This is a genomic window from Acinetobacter chengduensis, from assembly GCF_003664645.1.
GTDB lineage: Bacteria > Pseudomonadota > Gammaproteobacteria > Pseudomonadales > Moraxellaceae > Acinetobacter > Acinetobacter chengduensis.
Genome location: NZ_RCHC01000003.1, coordinates 1 through 17,758 on the forward strand (window position 1 = coordinate 1; position 17,758 = coordinate 17,758).

Annotated in this window: 20 protein-coding genes; 5 read left to right on the top strand and 15 right to left on the bottom strand. The window is 38.3% G+C overall.

All coding sequences use genetic code 11. From position 1 onward, the window contains the following. Nucleotides 1-328: 328 nt before the first annotated feature. The 4 genes from D9K81_RS03125 to ftsY form a co-directional block, all read right to left on the bottom strand. Complete coding sequence (locus D9K81_RS03125; RefSeq protein WP_120373191.1) at nucleotides 329-958, bottom strand: DUF2057 family protein; 630 nt, start codon at nucleotides 956-958, stop codon at nucleotides 329-331. A 190-nt stretch (nucleotides 959-1,148) separates the two neighbouring features. Beyond that, a complete protein-coding gene (locus tag D9K81_RS03130) occupies nucleotides 1,149-1,742 on the bottom strand; it encodes a nitroreductase family protein (RefSeq protein ID WP_120373192.1) in 594 nt (197 codons plus the stop codon). A 216-nt stretch (nucleotides 1,743-1,958) separates the two neighbouring features. Further along, nucleotides 1,959-2,645: a nitroreductase family protein gene (locus tag D9K81_RS03135; protein ID WP_120373193.1), complete on the bottom strand. Its 687-nt coding sequence runs from the start codon at nucleotides 2,643-2,645 to the stop codon at nucleotides 1,959-1,961. Between the two features lie 220 nt (nucleotides 2,646-2,865). Then, nucleotides 2,866-3,969 carry a signal recognition particle-docking protein FtsY gene (gene ftsY / locus D9K81_RS03140; protein WP_120373194.1) on the bottom strand — a complete coding sequence of 368 codons (1,104 nt, stop codon included), beginning with the start codon at nucleotides 3,967-3,969 and terminating at the stop codon, nucleotides 2,866-2,868. 245 nt (nucleotides 3,970-4,214) lie between these two features. Here ftsY and D9K81_RS03145 point away from each other — a divergent pair, with 245 nt between their 5' ends. Continuing rightward, nucleotides 4,215-5,537: a M16 family metallopeptidase gene (locus tag D9K81_RS03145; RefSeq protein WP_227602054.1), complete on the top strand. Its 1,323-nt coding sequence runs from the start codon at nucleotides 4,215-4,217 to the stop codon at nucleotides 5,535-5,537. Nucleotides 5,538-5,548: 11 nt separating this feature from the next. Further along, nucleotides 5,549-7,048 (top strand): M16 family metallopeptidase, encoded by a 1,500-nt coding sequence (locus D9K81_RS03150; protein ID WP_120373478.1) that lies wholly within the window; start codon nucleotides 5,549-5,551, stop codon nucleotides 7,046-7,048. Here the strand turns inward: D9K81_RS03150 and D9K81_RS03155 are convergent. Next, a complete protein-coding gene (locus D9K81_RS03155) occupies nucleotides 7,045-7,377 on the bottom strand; it encodes a hypothetical protein (RefSeq protein ID WP_120373196.1) in 333 nt (110 codons plus the stop codon). The genes D9K81_RS03150 and D9K81_RS03155 overlap by 4 nt on opposite strands. 121 nt (nucleotides 7,378-7,498) lie before the next feature. Next, the gene (locus D9K81_RS03160) at nucleotides 7,499-7,855 is read right to left on the bottom strand and encodes a hypothetical protein (protein WP_120373197.1); all 357 of its coding nucleotides are present in this window, start codon (nucleotides 7,853-7,855) and stop codon (nucleotides 7,499-7,501) included. A 233-nt stretch (nucleotides 7,856-8,088) separates the two neighbouring features. Between D9K81_RS03160 and D9K81_RS03165 the strand changes: the two genes are divergently transcribed. From D9K81_RS03165 to D9K81_RS03175, 3 genes are all read left to right on the top strand, one after another. After that, complete coding sequence (locus D9K81_RS03165; RefSeq protein WP_120373198.1) at nucleotides 8,089-8,322, top strand: SEL1-like repeat protein; 234 nt, start codon at nucleotides 8,089-8,091, stop codon at nucleotides 8,320-8,322. Nucleotides 8,323-8,470: 148 nt separating this feature from the next. Continuing rightward, entirely contained in the window at nucleotides 8,471-8,833 is a 363-nt protein-coding gene (locus D9K81_RS03170; protein ID WP_120373199.1) for a DUF2750 domain-containing protein, read from the top strand. A 104-nt stretch (nucleotides 8,834-8,937) separates the two neighbouring features. Beyond that, nucleotides 8,938-9,372: a CBS domain-containing protein gene (locus D9K81_RS03175; protein WP_120373200.1), complete on the top strand. Its 435-nt coding sequence runs from the start codon at nucleotides 8,938-8,940 to the stop codon at nucleotides 9,370-9,372. 304 nt (nucleotides 9,373-9,676) lie between these two features. Here D9K81_RS03175 and trpB read toward each other — a convergent pair whose 3' ends face one another. The 9 genes from trpB to D9K81_RS03220 form a co-directional block, all read right to left on the bottom strand. Beyond that, complete coding sequence (gene trpB / locus D9K81_RS03180) at nucleotides 9,677-10,885, bottom strand: tryptophan synthase subunit beta (protein ID WP_120373201.1); 1,209 nt, start codon at nucleotides 10,883-10,885, stop codon at nucleotides 9,677-9,679. Nucleotides 10,886-11,049: 164 nt separating this feature from the next. Further along, on the bottom strand, nucleotides 11,050-12,237 hold the full coding sequence (locus D9K81_RS03185) for a vWA domain-containing protein (protein ID WP_106986679.1): 1,188 nt from the start codon (nucleotides 12,235-12,237) through the stop codon (nucleotides 11,050-11,052). Nucleotides 12,238-12,500: 263 nt separating this feature from the next. Next, on the bottom strand, nucleotides 12,501-13,352 hold the full coding sequence (locus D9K81_RS03190; RefSeq protein WP_106986678.1) for an AAA family ATPase: 852 nt from the start codon (nucleotides 13,350-13,352) through the stop codon (nucleotides 12,501-12,503). A gap of 23 nt (nucleotides 13,353-13,375) precedes the next feature. Continuing rightward, nucleotides 13,376-13,759 carry a hypothetical protein gene (locus D9K81_RS03195; protein ID WP_120373203.1) on the bottom strand — a complete coding sequence of 128 codons (384 nt, stop codon included), beginning with the start codon at nucleotides 13,757-13,759 and terminating at the stop codon, nucleotides 13,376-13,378. Nucleotides 13,760-13,780: 21 nt separating this feature from the next. Continuing rightward, complete coding sequence (locus D9K81_RS03200; protein WP_120373204.1) at nucleotides 13,781-14,086, bottom strand: YcgL domain-containing protein; 306 nt, start codon at nucleotides 14,084-14,086, stop codon at nucleotides 13,781-13,783. A 127-nt stretch (nucleotides 14,087-14,213) separates the two neighbouring features. Then, nucleotides 14,214-15,356: a ribonuclease D gene (locus D9K81_RS03205; RefSeq protein WP_120373205.1), complete on the bottom strand. Its 1,143-nt coding sequence runs from the start codon at nucleotides 15,354-15,356 to the stop codon at nucleotides 14,214-14,216. A gap of 192 nt (nucleotides 15,357-15,548) precedes the next feature. Then, nucleotides 15,549-16,145, bottom strand: coding sequence for a recombination mediator RecR (gene recR, locus D9K81_RS03210; protein ID WP_120373206.1), 597 nt, complete (start codon nucleotides 16,143-16,145; stop codon nucleotides 15,549-15,551). A 13-nt stretch (nucleotides 16,146-16,158) separates the two neighbouring features. Beyond that, a complete protein-coding gene (locus D9K81_RS03215; RefSeq protein ID WP_106985024.1) occupies nucleotides 16,159-16,488 on the bottom strand; it encodes a YbaB/EbfC family nucleoid-associated protein in 330 nt (109 codons plus the stop codon). A 34-nt stretch (nucleotides 16,489-16,522) separates the two neighbouring features. Next, nucleotides 16,523-17,710, bottom strand: a complete 1,188-nt coding sequence (locus D9K81_RS03220; protein ID WP_120373479.1) for an O-succinylhomoserine sulfhydrylase — start codon at nucleotides 17,708-17,710, stop codon at nucleotides 16,523-16,525. Nucleotides 17,711-17,758 lie beyond the last annotated feature (48 nt).

The following is a 17,758-nucleotide window of genomic DNA, read 5'->3' on the forward strand; positions in this document are numbered from 1 at the left end:
ATTCTTCATAATCTCTTAATGATCTATTTGCGCCTCATCAGCAACAAATTCAACAACTTAGCGTAACATTTTGTTTCGTTCATCGTGTTGATGTGGTGTATTCTATACGGATTTAAAACAAGCGCAACCCATATTTCCAAATTAATTAGAAATACTGAATCATTCGATTATTTTTTAGCCTAAAACAGCATATTTATTAAAATTATGCCTATTTTTAAAGCATGATTAAACATTTTATTTGTATCTGTACTTTTATCATTCATACGCACAATAAAAAAGCTGGATCACTCCAGCTTCAAATAATGCTATTAAATTAAACTCGCAATATTTAATTACTCTGTTCTGCCAACCAAGACATAAATGCTTGTCGCTCTTGCTTGTTTGCTTGTTGCCAACTTTTAATCAAAGTCTGTGTTGATGACGTAGCTGATGCATTTTGCACAGCTGGCGTATTATAAACAGCTGCAGGTTGATGTGCTTGTGGTGGTATTTGTGTTGCATCTAATGTATCTGAATCAGAAAATACTGAGCTTAACCACGACTTACTGGCTTTAGCTCCAGCTTGCTGAACTAATAGTTGTTTATTTTGATCATATAAGCCAATGATTGGCTCATCTTTATATTTCTCTGCTTGATCAAAATCTTTTGGCGGATTAATTAATGCCAAACTGTAATTATTACCATCTTTTAAAACTGGGGTTTTAACCGTTACGATGCCTGATTTTAAAATATCGTGTGAATTGTCTGGGTGTTGATAATAACCACTATAACGAACACTAATCACATTCGTTCCAGCGTTAAGTTTAATTTTGTTATTTGATCGCAAAAGATTAGCACCAATATCTTGATCATTCACCGCAACAATTTTAATTTCTTCAGGAACTGAAAGTGTAACCGCCGAAAAAGCGATGCTACTCAATAACAATGCGCCAATACCTGTCGCAATTTTAAAAACCATGTCTATACTCTTGCTGTTCTATTCAATTTTAGATGCACTATGCAATGTATAAATGACAGCTTTATGACAATGATTTTCTACTCATAAAAAAGAGCGCCTTAGCACTCTTTTTTACATCATGAGTATAACAAAGGAAATGCATTGATTTAACTTTTCACTTTGATATCTAACTCAGCTAAATGGTCTAGCATTAATTAAATGTTTTAAAACGTTCAGCATCATCTATAAATGTTTTGTCACCAGCAGGCGCTTCAATTGAACCAAACACCAATTGTGCGCGTAACTTCCATGATTCAGGAATATTAAATTTAGCCGCAACTTCTGCATCCACAATTGGATTGTAATGCTGTAAAGATGCGCCAATGTTTTGTTCTGCTAATGCTGTCCATACAGCAAACTGTGCAATGGCTGTTGAATGCTCTGACCATACTGGGAAATTATCTGCATATAGCGCAAATTGTTCTTGAAGCGCTTTTACTGTTGCTTGGTCTTCATAAAATAATGCTGTACCAAAACCCGCAGCAAAACTGCTAATTTTTGCATCAGTGCCTGCAAATGCTTCTGCTGGAACAATTTTACGTAAGGTCTCACGTACAATATTCCAAAATTGCGTATGTGATTCACCAAATAAAGTCACGACACGTGAAGTTTGTGAGTTAAAAGATGAAGGACTATGACGTACTGCTTCTTGAATTGTCTCTTCAATAACCTTTTGGTCAACTGATAGGTTTTTACCAATTGCATAAATCGTACGGCGTTGTTTAATTTTATCTAGAAAAGACATTTTGAACCCTCTTGTTGTTGTATCGCAAATATTGGATAACGCAATCATAGGGGATTTAGATGAATTAGAAATGACCAAATTTATGACATTACGTCTCATTTTTAGAACACCCTAAGTGTTCAAGCGAAATCAAATGCGCTAAAAGCCTTATTTTATTTAATAATTATTTTAAAAAGATGAAGCGGTATAAACATACCGCTTAAACAAAAAAACAACTTATGCATAGATGCGGAAGCTCTCTTGATCTTCTCGCTCTTCTTTTTCAGGGATTGAGCCTTCAATAGAACCAAAGACCAACTGCGCCCGCATAAGCCAATCCGAGTGAATATCAAAGTGCTGATTAACCGCTTGGTCAATCACTGGATTATAGTGCTGTAAAGAAGCACCTACACCCAAATCAGCCAAAGCAGTCCACACTGCGAATTGAGCCATACCAGATGTCTGCTCGGACCAAACCGGAAAATCACTCGCACTAAACGGGACTTTTTTCTGTAATTTCTGAATAACAGATTGATCTTCGTAAAACAAAACCGTACCAAAGGCATTCGCACATTTTGCGATTTTCATTTCTACGCCTTCAAATACACTGATGGGCACATTACGGCGCTCGACATCTCGCACAATATTCCAAAACTGCTGGTGCGATTCACCAAACAACACCACGATACGTGTACTTTGTGAATCATAGGCTGATGGGCAACTGCGCACAGATTCCTGAATTAGTTCTGCAATATAGGCTTGACTAAAATGAATCCGCTTACCTAAATCATAAATGCTACGGCGTTTTTTGAGCTGATCTACAAATGTCTGTTCCTCAGACACTTCTATATCTTTTTTCTTAAGCTTAAAATCTTTTGTGATATCTGCTGTTAGTACATGACTAATCTTACTCAACAGTGCCATAGTGAATCCCCTAAAAATAACATCACAACAACAATGTATTGATAAGCTTAGTGTAATAAATTTTAACCTTTAGATTTGGTTTGCTTTTTAGAAAATAGTTTGTTTTTCCATCGCTTAGCATCTTTAAAAACAACAAACTCCGCACTAGGCGGAGTTTATGTGAAATATCACACATTTAGGCTTTTTGTATTTTCAATACTTTAACTTCAATGTTTAATACTTATTTGTCGGTTTCAAAGAGTGCTGCTACAAATGATTTTGCTGAGAATGGACGTAAATCATCAATTTTCTCACCCACACCAATAAAGCGAATTGGCACATGCGTACGGCTTGCAATATTAAACAATACGCCACCTTTTGCAGTACCGTCTAATTTGGTAATGGTTAAACCTGTGAGGCCTACAGCTTCATCAAACATTTCAACCTGATTAATCGCGTTTTGACCTGTACCTGCATCAACCACCAACATCACCTCGTGTGGAGCTGTTGCATCAATTTTTTGCATTACACGTTTAACTTTAGTCAACTCTTGCATCAAGTTGCTTTTGTTATGTAAACGTCCTGCTGTATCTGCAATTAATACATCTATACCTTTAGCACGTGCACTTTCAAAGGCATCATAAATCACTGATGCAGAATCTGCACCATGACCTTGTGCAACAACAGAAATATTGTTGCGCTCGCCCCAAATTTGAAGCTGTTCAGTGGCTGCTGCACGGAAGGTATCGCCCGCTGCCAACATCACTTTCTTCCCTTCACCTTGCAAGCGTTTAGCCAGCTTACCAATAGTTGTGGTTTTACCTACACCATTTACACCCACAACCAAAATCACATACGGGTTTTTATTTGGATCGATGTGTAATGGTTTTACACGTGGTGCAAGCAAAGCTACCAATTCTTCTTGAAGGGCCTTATATAATGAATGCGAATAAATCAAATCACCACGTGCAGTACGTTCGGTTAGATTCGCAATAATCGTTTTTGTTGCATCTACACCAATATCAGCTACCAGAAGTTGTTCTTCAACTTCTTCCAATAATTCGTCGTCAATTTCCTTACCGCCGATCAGAATGTTCACCATTCCATCTGCAAGGTTTTTACGGGTTTTGGTTAAACCCTCTTTCATACGACTAAAGAATCCGCCTTGAGGCGCTTCTTTTTCAACTGCCACTTCTGATGCTACAGGCTCGGAAGCAGGAACTGCTACTTGTGGAGTTTCTACAATTGGCACGTTAACGGATGCTAAACTCGGTAATGTGACGTCATCATCCCCAAAATCAGCATCAATCAAAAATTTATCTTGCCCATTAGATTGCTGTTGCATGCCGAATCCTTGAAAAGCACTGCGTTAAAAACAATGATTCTAGCATAAGTTCCCAGTTTTTTAGCCATTCGTCTGCTCGCATTGCATGACATGCCAAAAAACAACATTGCTATCCTTGTGTTTATTCTTAGGTTTATTAAAAATAGTGCTCTACCACACACGCTTATTTGGAATCGCTTGTGCGCACTCTTTATTTTCGATCTTTTTTAAATCGCGCTTCGCGAGCACTCCTTTTTACAAGTTTATTGAGCACAACTGTTATTGGCTCAATCACACATGCAGATTCTCGTAGTCAGCTAAGCCGTACAACATTTGAAACCACGCTCAAAAATGGCTTAAAAGTCATTATTCGTGAAGATCATCGCTCTCCAATGGTGATGACACATATTTGGTACAAAGTTGGCAGTAGTGATGAATCGGGGAATCTTTTAGGTATTTCTCATGTGCTTGAGCACATGATGTTCAAAGGTACCAACAAAGTCCCAAATGATGAATTTACCCGTTTAAGTCGCTTATACGGCGGTAGTATTAATGCCGCAACGTTTACCAACTACACCAATTATTATCAGCTTTACCCTAAAACCTATTTCCCAATGGCTTTAGAACTTGAAGCAGATCGTATGAGTAACTTAAAACTTAAGCAATCTGACTTTGAACCTGAAATTAAAGTAGTAATGGAGGAACGTCGTCAGCGGACAGATGATAATCCCCGTTCTTGGGCTTTTGAGCGCTTTAAATGGTTGGCCTACCCAACCAGTCATTATCGCCAGCCCGTGATTGGCTATATGAAAAACCTACAAAACATTCAACTGGATGATCTAAAGCGATGGTACAAAACATGGTACGCGCCCAATAATGCTATTTTGGTGATTGTTGGAGATGTGAATGCTGAGCAAGCCTTGCTTCAGGTACAAAAATATTTTGGCGACATCCCTTCACAAAAACAGCCTTCTCGAAATGATGTTTTAGAATTTGAAAGACCTGGTTATCGACATTTGGAATTAAGCAATAATGTACAGATTCCAAATTTATATATGGCATGGAATGTACACTCTTTAAGTTCAGCTAAAAACCCGCAAGATGCTTATGTGCTTAACATTATTCGCAACTTACTCGATAGCGGTATTTCATCACGTCTACAAGAACGCCTCATACGCGATAAGAAAATATTGACCACATTGAGCGTCTCTTATGACCCTTATAATCGTGGTGATAGTTTATTTAGTATTTCTGCTATGCCTGCATCTGGAGTATCACTAACAGATGCGCAAAAAGCCATACAAGCTGAAATAGATTTACTTAAAAATGAATTAATTGATGCCACTGAAATGGATCGTATACGAACCAAATTTATTGCCAATATGATTTATAACCAAGATGATATTGCTGGTCAGGCCAAAACCATTGGCAATCTGGAAGTGAATGATCTGAGCTTTCGCCTGATGGATGAATTACCCCGCCATTACGAAAATGTCAGCCCACAAGATGTACAAAAAGTCGCCAACACTTATTTTGTTCGTGACAACTTAACCACCATGTACCTTACTCCAGACCAATCGTCTAAATAATGGATGCCAATATGTTTAACACAACATCTCGCTTGTTCTTGGCACTCGTAATCAGCGCTGGACTAAATAATATAGCTTATGCAACTTCAGATGAAGGCTACTTCAACAACCAAGATAATCTTGATATTTCACCAAATACATTACAGTCTATTCCACTCTTACAAAGCTTAAAAAACTTAGCAACTACAACTGAGTATCAAGCACCCTATGTTCATGAGCTCAAAAATCGATATGGCGTGCGTAGCTTATTTGTAGAGTCTCAAGACTTACCTATGGTAGATATACAGCTCACCTTTAATGCAGGTTCTGCACGTGATAACGAAATTGCAAATGGATTGGGTGGCTTAGCCAGCATGACTGCACGGCTGATGAGTGAAGGTACTGAAAAATATAACGCGACACAAATTGCCAGTGTATTTGAGCAAACAGGTGCTAGATATAGTATTCAAGCGTATAGAGATATGTTTGTGGTTCATTTACGCGTACTTTCAGACCCTAAAAAACTCGAACCTGCGCTCAACATGTTGCTTGAAATTTTAAACAATGCGACCTTTAAAAATAACAGTCTGAGCTTAGCTATAAGCAATAACCAAGCTGGACAACAACAGCTTAAAGAGAACCCAAGCCGTTTAATGGGCATTCAGTTTTATCGTAGTGTTTATGGAACACACCCCTATGCTGAGCCTATCACTGGCACCAATGGCAGTATTAAACGCATTAATCCAGAACGTTTAAAGCAATTCCGCGATACCTTCTTGGTGGCTCAGAATATGAATATTGCTATTACAGGAAAATTGAACAGCAAAGAAGCACAGAAACTAGCTGAATATATCTCTGGCCATGTGCCACAAGGTAATAAAGCAGGTGAATTAGCCCAACCTGTAAGCAACAACAACTTTGTGATTAAGCATATCCCATTTCAATCTGCGCAAGCCCATGTCACCTTTGGTCATATTGGTACCACACGTAATGACCCAGACCGCCTTGCTTTAGAAGTTGCCAATCGAATGTTTGGCGGTGGTGGTTTTAATTCTATTTTAATGCAAGAGCTTCGCGTGAAACGGGGCTATACCTATGGGGCATATAGTAGTTTTAGCTTCAGTCAAGCGCCGGGCGTATTTAGCTTTAGTTACTCTACACGTCAAGACCAACTGATGGACAGCATCAAAGTTGCTCATAAAGCGTTTGCTGATTTTATTCAGAAGCCTATAGACCGTAAGCAATTAGAAGATACTAAAGCAGGCATGCTACGTGCTTATCCCAATAACTACAGTAGCAACGCTTCAATTAATGCGCAGCTTGGATTATTAGGATTTTATGGGCAACCCGCAGATTACCTCAGCCAATATCCAAAATTATTGGCTCGTTTAAGTGTGGAAGATATTGAAAAGGCGCTACATAAACACTTACATGCAGATAACATGACGATTGTTGTGGTAGCACCATCTCTAGACCAAGATGAGTTACAAAGCATATTGCAACAAAACCTTAGTCCAGCACAAAATCCTTAAAGGCTTTCCTCTTGAGCATCAGGGAGTCGGTGCGCACGCACTGACTCCTTTTGATAGGCATGCATTAAGCGAAAGTACTGACGCAGGCTAATTTGACGTTGTTGCTTCAAATTCTCAGCCATTTCCTGTGTTAATGGATGAATGTGTTGCTCAGATAGCAACTCAACATTGTGATATTTCTGCACAGAGATAGGACGGGTTAAAGCAAAACACGATATACACAAAATGAGTACAACAATGGTCGCAATTAAATAATTATAAATTTGCTCTAGCTTTATTTTCGACAGATTCGATTTCAATTGAAGAATTTTTTCTAAATCAATAGTCATACACTACCTCAAGTTAAAAGTAGTGTATGGATGAGTTAGATGAAGTTCAAGTCACACTGCTGTTTTCTTGTACAAGCTGTGGACTTAGATACCAACAAGATAGAATTTTGCTCATATTTTTCTAAATAATGGCACGGATCACTGCAAAATATAAAATTGCAGCAATGATGACCAAAACCACGATCATAGCAAATACGCTTAAGCCACCCTCAGCCTCAGCAGGATGTAAGTCATCTTCGTCCGCAATGCTTAAAAGCTCTCCATTATAAACTTGATAAAAGGCTTCACGCTGAGGCACATCCAGTTCACGTGTAAAGTCATATACACGTTTACGCTGTGCTAAACCAAATTCTCCCAAATGAATTTCATTATGAAAAATTGCCTCATCCAATTTCATACGATGCAAGTGAGCCAGTGCAATCACTTGCTCCGCTGATGGAGGCATATCAAAACTTAAACCGTCTAAAATACGACTCATGTGCTGTTCTCCTTGTTATTTAATTATTTTCACTCATTATATTAATAAATATTCAAACTGATCATTGTTTAATCATGTAAACTCAACTACAGCTATATGGTTTTGCGTTTTTATTTGACAATTCCCATATTTTGTAATATTAGTTTAATAATACTTAGTTATATTGAGTATGCATCAAATAGGGTCTATGTACCCAAGTCTGATGTGATCATAATTACAATAAGGAGTTTTATATGATTCAACAAATCTCTCAACATGAACTAGAACATGTTTATGCAAATGCGGTAAATACAATTCAATCACAAATGAATTTTGTGGACGCAGTAACAGAGCTAGAACAAGCGGCACGCGCTGGCCACGGTAAAGCAGCAATGTTTTTAGCAGAACTTTACTATCAAGGTTTCCGTGTAGAGCGTGATTCCTACAAAGCCCAATACTGGGAAAAGATGGCCACCATGCAGGCTTAATAAAACGTCACCTAGGTGGCGTTTTTTTTATCTTAAAATTTCATGAATACACATTTATTTACGCTTTTTTGGCTAAGCTTAAACACTAGTTTCATCTCTGACTATTAAAATAAGCCAATGTTCCAACTACAGTAAGACCAGATTTCTAATGCACACCTTTCACCCTATTTCTAAAGAGCTGTTTTTTAAAATTACGATTTTAAAAACCATGATGTATTGTGGCGTTCTCTGGGGACTCTATCGAGACGGATGGGCAATGAGCAATGATGGGGAAGATTATATCTTTCCTTTTTGGCTCAATGGCTTACAAGCACATCGCTATGCCAAAAAACATTGGCCAAATTACACCCCAAAAAGAATTACCCCTCAAGATTTTGAAGTCGCATTATTACCTACACTCACCCGTATTCATGCCACGCCAGCACTTTATACAGCGAATAAAAAATTTAAATTGACCACAGCACAAATGCGACATTTTTTCTTTACGCCACACCAATTTGTGATAGCTTAAAGATAGAGATCACACAATAATTTTATGCATCTTGATATTGGATTTCTATGCAATATACGATACTTTCAAACCAATAATAACGCTAAATATGGAACGCAAAGATCATGACAAATGTAGCCCAAGTACTGAAAGAAAAAGCTTTTCAAACTGTTTACACCATACGTCCAGATGCAACTGTACTTGATGCCATTAGTTTAATGGCCGAAAAAGGCATCGGTGCTATTGTGGTGACTGAAACCAATGGCCAGCTTGCAGGTATTTTATCGGAACGTGATTACACACGTAAAATTGCGCTCATGCAGCGTAAATCGTTTGATACAACAGTGAGTGAAATTATGACTGCTAAAGTGCTCACCGTGACCCAAAGTGCAACTGTTGAAGATTGCCTTGAGTTAATGACCGATAAACACCTCCGTCATTTACCCGTAGTTGAGAACGATCAGTTGCTTGGCTTGATTTCTATTGGTGACCTCGTAAAAGCAGCAATGGATGATCAACACAAGCTGATCGAACAGTTACAGCAATATATTTCAGGTTAAAATATTTTGACTATAATCCCTGCATGTTCAGGGATTTTTATTATCTCAAAATTAAATGTAATGACAAAGACATTCCTTCGTATATACTTTTTTTATAACTTAACGGAAAATATCGCTAAATAAGGCTTTGTTTTTGTGATATATCTAAATTTTTATTTGGCCACTCTTCACTTCAACCCAGCTTTTATAAAAGATCTATACAAAAAAATATCCCAGTCAAAACTGGGATATTTAAGTCACAGATGAATCTGCTATGTACTCTCTAAATTAAATACATAGTGCTCAATCTATGGGCTAATAAGAATTAATTTAAACCTAATTTATCTGCAACATAATCTGCATCTTTATCGCCACGACCAGATACATTTACAACAATTTTAATTTCTTTGCCAAGTTTAGGTGCTTCACGTAAAGCCCAAGCCACGGCATGAGAACTTTCAAGTGCTGGCACAATACCCTCTACACGTGACAAAGTCATAAATGCATCTAAACATTCTTGATCTGTTGCGGTGGTGTATTCAACACGGCCTAAATCTTTTAATAAACTATGCTGAGGCCCAACCCCAGGATAATCCAAACCCGATGCAATAGAGTGCACAGGTAAAGGTTCACCCTTTTCATCTTCTAGCACATAGCACGCCATGCCATGAATTTGACTTGGCTTTCCTAAGGTTAAAGTTGCTGAATGCATGTTTGTATCTAGACCATGTCCAGCTGGCTCTACACCAACTAGCTTCACATGAGGTTCATTTAAAAATGCTGTAAATGCACCAACAGCATTTGAACCACCACCAACACAAGCCACAACATAGTCAGGATTTGCACCAAAGCGCTCATTGGTTTGAACTTTAATTTCTTCACCAATAATTGATTGGAAGTCACGTACCATCATTGGGAATGGATGTGGACCAACAACAGAACCAATTGCATAAATGAAGTTTTTCGGGTCTTTTAGGTATTCTTCAAAAGCACTATCCACTGCATCTTTAAGTGTTGCAGTACCGCGTGTAACTGAAATTAAGTTTGCACCTAAAATTTTCATTTTCACCACGTTTGGATGTTCTTTTTCAATATCTACTTGCCCCATGTGAATTTCACAAGGAATACCCACAAGCGCACATGCCGTTGCAAGTGCTACACCATGCTGACCTGCACCTGTTTCTGCAATCACTTTGGTTTTACCCATGTATTTCGCAAGCAATGCTTCGCCTAAACAATGGTTAATTTTGTGTGCACCTGTGTGATTGAGGTCTTCACGCTTCAAATAAATTTGTGCGCCACCCAACTTCTCAGACAAGCGCTTTGCATGAAATAACGGACTTGGACGACCAACATAGTGAGCAAATAACTCTTTTAATTCATCTTGGAATGCCACTGTTTGGCGGATTTCCTGATAAGCAACATTGATATCATCCATCGCTTGCTTTAAGTCAGGTGGAATAAACTGACCACCATAATGACCAAAGAAGCCTTCTTCATTTGGTAAGGCAATGCCATTAATTTGATGATCCATACATAACCCCTGCACATAAAAAACAAAACAAAAATAATGACCCGATACTAACGAATTTCTTCTAAATACAACAAGCCATAACTTAAATAATCTTCAAAAATATCTAATACAACATTCATAACACTAGACACATATATCTAACAAGATTACCCATTCAATCCAGCTTAACGTGCAAGATATTTAGTCATGTCTTCCACACCCTTTAAGGTCATTGGGTACATGTGATCTTCAAAGATTTGCTTAATTTGACCAATAGTTTGCGTGTAGTGCCAATAATTATCTTCTTCTGGGTTTAACCAAGCTGTTTTGTCAAAATGCTTACGCAAACGATGCAACCACACATTACCCGCTTCATCATTCATATATTCGACTGAGCCACCTGCTGAGTTCAACTCATAAGGTGCCATGCTGGCATCACCAACCACAATCACACGGTAGTCACGCCCATAGGTATTAAATAAATCCCATGTATTCATTCGTGTATTTGAACGACGGATATTGTCTTTCCAAACATAGTCATACAAACAATTATGAAAATAGAAGTATTCTAGGGTTTTAAATTCTGTTTTTGCAGCACTAAAGAGCTTTTCACATTGTGCAATGTGTGCATCCATCGAACCGCCTACATCAAAAAGCATCAGCACTTTAATACGATTACGGCGCTCTGGCACCAATTGAACATCTAAAATACCCTGCTTGGCTGTTTCACGAATTGTGCCATCAATATCCAGTTCTTCGGCGGCACCTTGGCGAGCAAATTTACGCAAACGGCGCAATGCCATTTGCATCTGACGACTACCTAAAATTTGGTCATCATCTAAATTACGATATTGGCGTTGTTCCCATACTTTTACCGCAGAACGTTTACGGCCGGGACCACCAATGCGCACACCTTCAGGATGATCACCAAAAGCGCCAAATGGTGATGTGCCTCCCGTGCCAATCATCTTATTCCCACCCTGATGCTTTTTATGTTGTTCGCGCAAGCGCTCTTCCAACATTTTCATCAGCTCTTCAAGTGAGCCTGCTTTTTTCAGCTCTTCACGTTGTTCTGGCGTTAAGTGCTTTTCAAGCAACTCCAAATCAAACCATTCTTTGGGTAGCTTATGCACCTGATTGAGCAATTCGTCTAAATCAAAGGTCGATATACCATCAAAATAGTCTTTCATTGCACGGTCAAATTTATCAAAGAATCGCTCATCTTTGACCATAACTGTTTTGGCAAGCTGATAAAACTCATCTTGGTCCGCAAAGACTAAGCCCGCAGCCACGGCTTCATTTAAATCAATGAGCTCACGTGTAGAAACAGGAACACCGTATTTTCGAAGGGTATAAAACAATCGCACAAACATAGGCGAATAAAATCCATTAAATTTATAGTGAGTCTAAGCAGATCACATAATCACAGCCAAAAATTTAGAGCATTTTTGCGAAGTATGTATCTTTTTGAACTATGGCCTTTTCTTCAATATTATTCAAAATTACTTTTATAAGTAAAGTGGCAAGCTGTAACTCACCATTCAGTATATTTCAAACAATATGATGAACTTCTTTTAAGCAGAACATTAAAAAAACAAAAGCTGGACATTCCAGCTTTTGTTTCAAATTTCATGAATTAACGACGTGACATAAATGCTAAACGCTCGAGTAACTGTACATCTTGCTCATTTTTAATTAATGCGCCGTACAGTGGCGGTATTGATTTCGATTTATCGGTATTACGTAAGATATCTTCTGGCATATCATCTGCCATGAGCAGACTTAACCAATCAATCAATTCTGAAGTTGAAGGTGGTTTCTTTAAGCCCGGAATTTGGCGTAATTTAAAGAATACCTGTAATGCTTCATTGACCAATGTGGCAGAAATATTCTCAAAGTGTACATCAATAATTTCACGCATCGTAGTTTCATCTGGGAACTCAATATAATGGAAGAAACAACGACGCAAGAATGCATCAGGTAGTTCTTTTTCATTATTTGAAGTAATGATCACGATTGGACGTTGTGTCGCCGTAATGGTTTCACCCGTTTCATATACATAAAACGACATTTTATCGAGTTCATGTAATAAGTCATTTGGAAACTCAATATCTGCCTTATCAATTTCATCAATTAATAAAACACAGCGCTCTTCACTGGTAAATGCTTCCCACAATTTACCCGGCTTAATATAATTTTTAATATCATACACACGGTCATCGCCTAATTGGCTATCACGCAAACGTGAAACAGCATCGTACTCATACAAGCCTTGCTGTGCCTTAGTGGTCGATTTGATATGCCATGTAATAAGCTTAAGACCTAAACTTTCAGCAACCTGTTCTGCGAGTAAAGTTTTACCTGTACCTGGCTCACCTTTTACAAGCAATGGTTTTTGAAGGGAACGCGCAGCTTTAACTGCAAGTTTTAAGCTATCCGTAGCGATATATTGAGCTGTGCCATTAAATTGCTGATTTTCAACAGACATGTCATAACCTTTATTTTTTTACTTTAAAGCGGTGAAGTTTTTTTGTGAACAACATTTGAGGCTTTGTTGGCAGTATATTTTGACCATAAGTAGCCAAGTACCATACAAATACCCAATACAAAAAGAATAAGTGATAAATTTGCCCAGACCAAAGGCTGATCTTTAGTTAATACACCAAAAAGCAAGCCAAAAATTGCGGGCGCAATCGAGGCATTGTTCCCCTCAGAAACTGTCGGCGTCAAAAGAATGGCAAACATGATAATCCATGTCATACCACCCAAAATCTTCGGCAAGCGTTTTGCCACGCCATACCAGCACAGTAGCGCAATCACGCTACCAAGCAAATATACCGTGACAGCAATGCTATCTTCAGGAATTGAGTCTAATACAGCCCATAAACTATCCATTTCACAACTCCTGAATATTAATTAAGCACCACGTAAACCTTCTGGCGCAGCGGCATTCGGGTCAATTAAGCCTTCCGGAGGCATTTGTAGGAAAAATCCTTTCGTAACAATTGAATCCATCACATGAAGCACGTTTACACGCGCCAATTTACGTGATTCACTCAATTCCAAATCCATAACAAAAGTTGCACGGCCAAATGCGGTACGCACTGCTTCAGGTAAAACTTCAAGCGGATTTGCTGGCTCTTGGTTTTCTTTAACTTCCTGACGAGCAATGTAAATATACATTTCGTCTTTTTTGCTCGATTTGTAAATTGAACAGAACATAATTTGAAACAACACTCCTAAAATGCAAGGCAAAGGATACATCAAAAAAAGACTGATACATTAATGTTTATTAACGCATCAGTCGTGAATTTGTACAATTGCCAAATCTTTAATCAATTCGACGTATTTAATCGCTCACTTTCATTTGTGTCGACAAATAAGACTCATCTGCACGCAATACTTCAATTAAAGGTTTGGTGAGTATTTCATAACGCCACCCCAATAAATACTTCGGCAAATCTTGCTCGTCATTACGAAATACCACATGTTGATATAAAGCATTCAACCATTTTTTACGCATCAAGACTTCTTTCGGCACAGTGGTTTCATCCACTACTTTTTGAATCGTTAACTCTACACGTTGGGTAATATCTTGTGATGAATGACGTATTGGACGCGCCATACGCAATGGCCATTCAGCTTGTTCTGGTAAATATTTGAGTAAATCTAAAATCGTTTTACCATGCTCACGGATAATATTTGGACGTATGCCTTTAATACTACTTAGCTGGAAATGATTACGCGGGTTTTTCTCCACCAAATCCTGCATGGTGGCTGACTTTAAGATAAAACTCCGTGGCTGATTTAAAGCCTTCACCATTTGCTCACGCCAAACCGCCAATTGTTGCAACTGCATGAGTTGTTTACGGCTATTACGGAAATTACCTACATCTAAATACAATTGATGTACTGGTGTTTCAACGCCAATTTCATAAGTTAAATGACGACAATCTTCAAGTACACAGTCTAATAACTGTTTTTGTTGTAGTTCATTTTTGACTTTTTCAGAAAGTGTCATGATGTATTCAACATCGTTGGCTGCATATTTCAATTGATCCAAACTTAATGGACGAGCGAGCCAATCAGAACGGGTTTGATCTTTTTCAATGTCTACATCTAGCATGAGTTTCAAGGCATTTTGATAACTCACTTGTAAGCCATGCCCTAAAAATGACATACCGACTTGAGTATCAAAAACATTTTCTAAAGATTTATGTGATGCATAATGGTAAATGAGGTCAATATCTTCACTACATGCATGAAACACATTTTGTTGCGCACCAAACAATCTTGTCCAAAATTCAGTTAAATCTAAAGCTGTTCCATCCAACAAAAAAACCTGACCATTCACATTAATTTGAAATACACCAAGTTTTGGCCACAGCGTATCTACCTTAATAAATTCAGTATCCAATCCATAGATTGTATGCTGACTCATTAAGTTAAGAACTTTTTGTAAATCTTGCTGTTGTTGAATAAATTGATACATAAGACTAGGAAATCTATTACAAAAGCTGTTTTAGCCTATTTTAACCTATATATAAGATATTTATATAAATAATTTTTGTATATTCGTTATATTTTTTTAAATATATTGGTGGTTTATTACATTTTTAAATAAATTATTATCGTTTTTTTGTATTATTAAGTAGCGTTTAAATAAGTGTAGCATGCACCACACCTACTTCATTCGCATTCTATTGTGTACCGCCTGACTTAGCGTATGACTGTCTACATATTCCAACTCACCACCTTGTGGTACGCCTTGTGCTATACGTGTCATATTAACTGGCAAATGTTTAGCAGCTTCAACTAAATAATGTGCCGTTGCTTGCCCTTCAACCGTCGCATTGGTTGCCAAAATAACTTCCGTCACCTGACCATCCGATAGCCGTTGAATGAGATAAGGTATACCAATTTCTTCAGGGCCAACGCCATCTAATGGCGACAAATGACCACCCAATACATGGTATTTACCTTTAAAGCTACCACTTTGCTCAATCGCCATCACATCAGCTGGAGATTCAACAACACAAAGTAACTGTTCATCACGGTCATTGGATAAACAAATATCACATACTTCATTCTCTGTCAGTGAATGACACACTGCACATTCATGAATATAACTGGTTGCTTCATTCAGCGCATGCGCCAAACCTAAAGCACCCTCTTTATTTTTCATAATCAAATGCAATGCCATGCGCTGGGCCGATTTTGGCCCAACGCTTGGTAAAATACGTAATGCTTGAACGAGTTGATCAAAACGTCCACTAAACATGCAAAACGCTTCCTTAGAACAATCCAGATAAGCCAGGTGGCAAGCCCATACCTGAATTTGCAGATTTCATTTTTTCTTCAGTGATAACTTCTGCTTGACGTGCTGCATCATTCATTGCAGCAGCAATAAGATCTTCAATCATATCTGCATCATCTTGAAGTAATTCAGGATTGATTTCGATACGTTTAACCACATTACGGCAAGTCATAGTTACTTTCACTAAACCGCCACCCGCTTCTGCATGGACTTCCGTTTGTGCAAGCTCTTCTTTAGCCTTCTTAACGTTGCTTTCCATATCTTTTTGCATACGCTGAGCTTGCTGCATCAACATGTTAATGTTCATAAAATACTCCGAACAATAAACTTTTTTAAATGGTTTAAATCAAATCTAAACCACGAGAAATATCGCGAATGATATCATTAATATCTTCCAAACCAACAGAAACTCGAATTAAACCTTCACTAATTCCTGCTGCTTGTTTAGCTTCTGCCGACATTCTACCGTGAGAAGTGGTTGCTGGATGTGTAATTGTAGTTTTTACATCACCCAAGTTACTTGTAATAGACAAGAAACGCGTATGATCAATAACAGTCCAAGCGCCTTCACGCTCACCTTTGGCAACAAAGGATACTACACCACCAAAACCTGATTGTTGTTTCTTCGCAAGTTCATGACCTTCATGATTTGGCAAACCTGCGTAATATACTTTTTCAACATTTGGATGTGCATCAAGCCATTCAGCCAAAATTTGTGCACTCGCGCAGTGCGCTTTCATGCGTAAACTTAGAGTTTCTAAGCCTTTTAAGAATACCCATGCATTAAATGGACTCATAGAATTACCCAGTGTACGAATGACACCCGTGATTTCTTCCATAAGTTTTGCGCTACCCACTACTGCACCACCTAAAGCACGGCCTTGACCATCAATATACTTAGTTGATGAATAAATAACGAGGTCAGCACCAAATTTCAATGGCTGTTGTAATACAGCTGTACAGAAGGTGTTATCTACAGCAAATAACGCACCTTGTGCATGTGCAATATCAGCAATGGCTTGTAAATCACCCACTTGAGCCAACGGGTTTGATGGTGTTTCAATAAATAATAAACGCGTATTTGGGCGAATCGCTTGTTTCCAAGCATCCAAATCTTCTAAATCAACAAAAGTGACATCAACACCAAATTTAATCACGTATTTTTCAAATAGTGAAATAATCGAACCAAATACAGCACGTGAACACACCACATGATCACCTGCCTTCAGGTAGGCTAATGTGATTGCATGAACACCTGCCATACCCGAACTCGTTGCAACTGCAGCTTCAGCACCATCTAAAACAGCTAAGCGTTTTTCGAAAGCTTGAACAGTTGGATTGGTGTAACGTGAATAGGTATTGCCTTCAATTTGGCCTGAAAATTTCGCCGCCGCGTCTGCCGCACTTTCACACACAAAAGACGATGTTAAGAAGATCGGCTCACTATGTTCTCCCTCAGAAGTACGATTATGGCCTGTACGAATAGCTAAGGTATCTAGTTGATATTCGATGTCGTCTTGTTGGTTCATTAGCATTACTCAGTCCAATGACTGCCTTTTGTTAATTATTGCCAATAT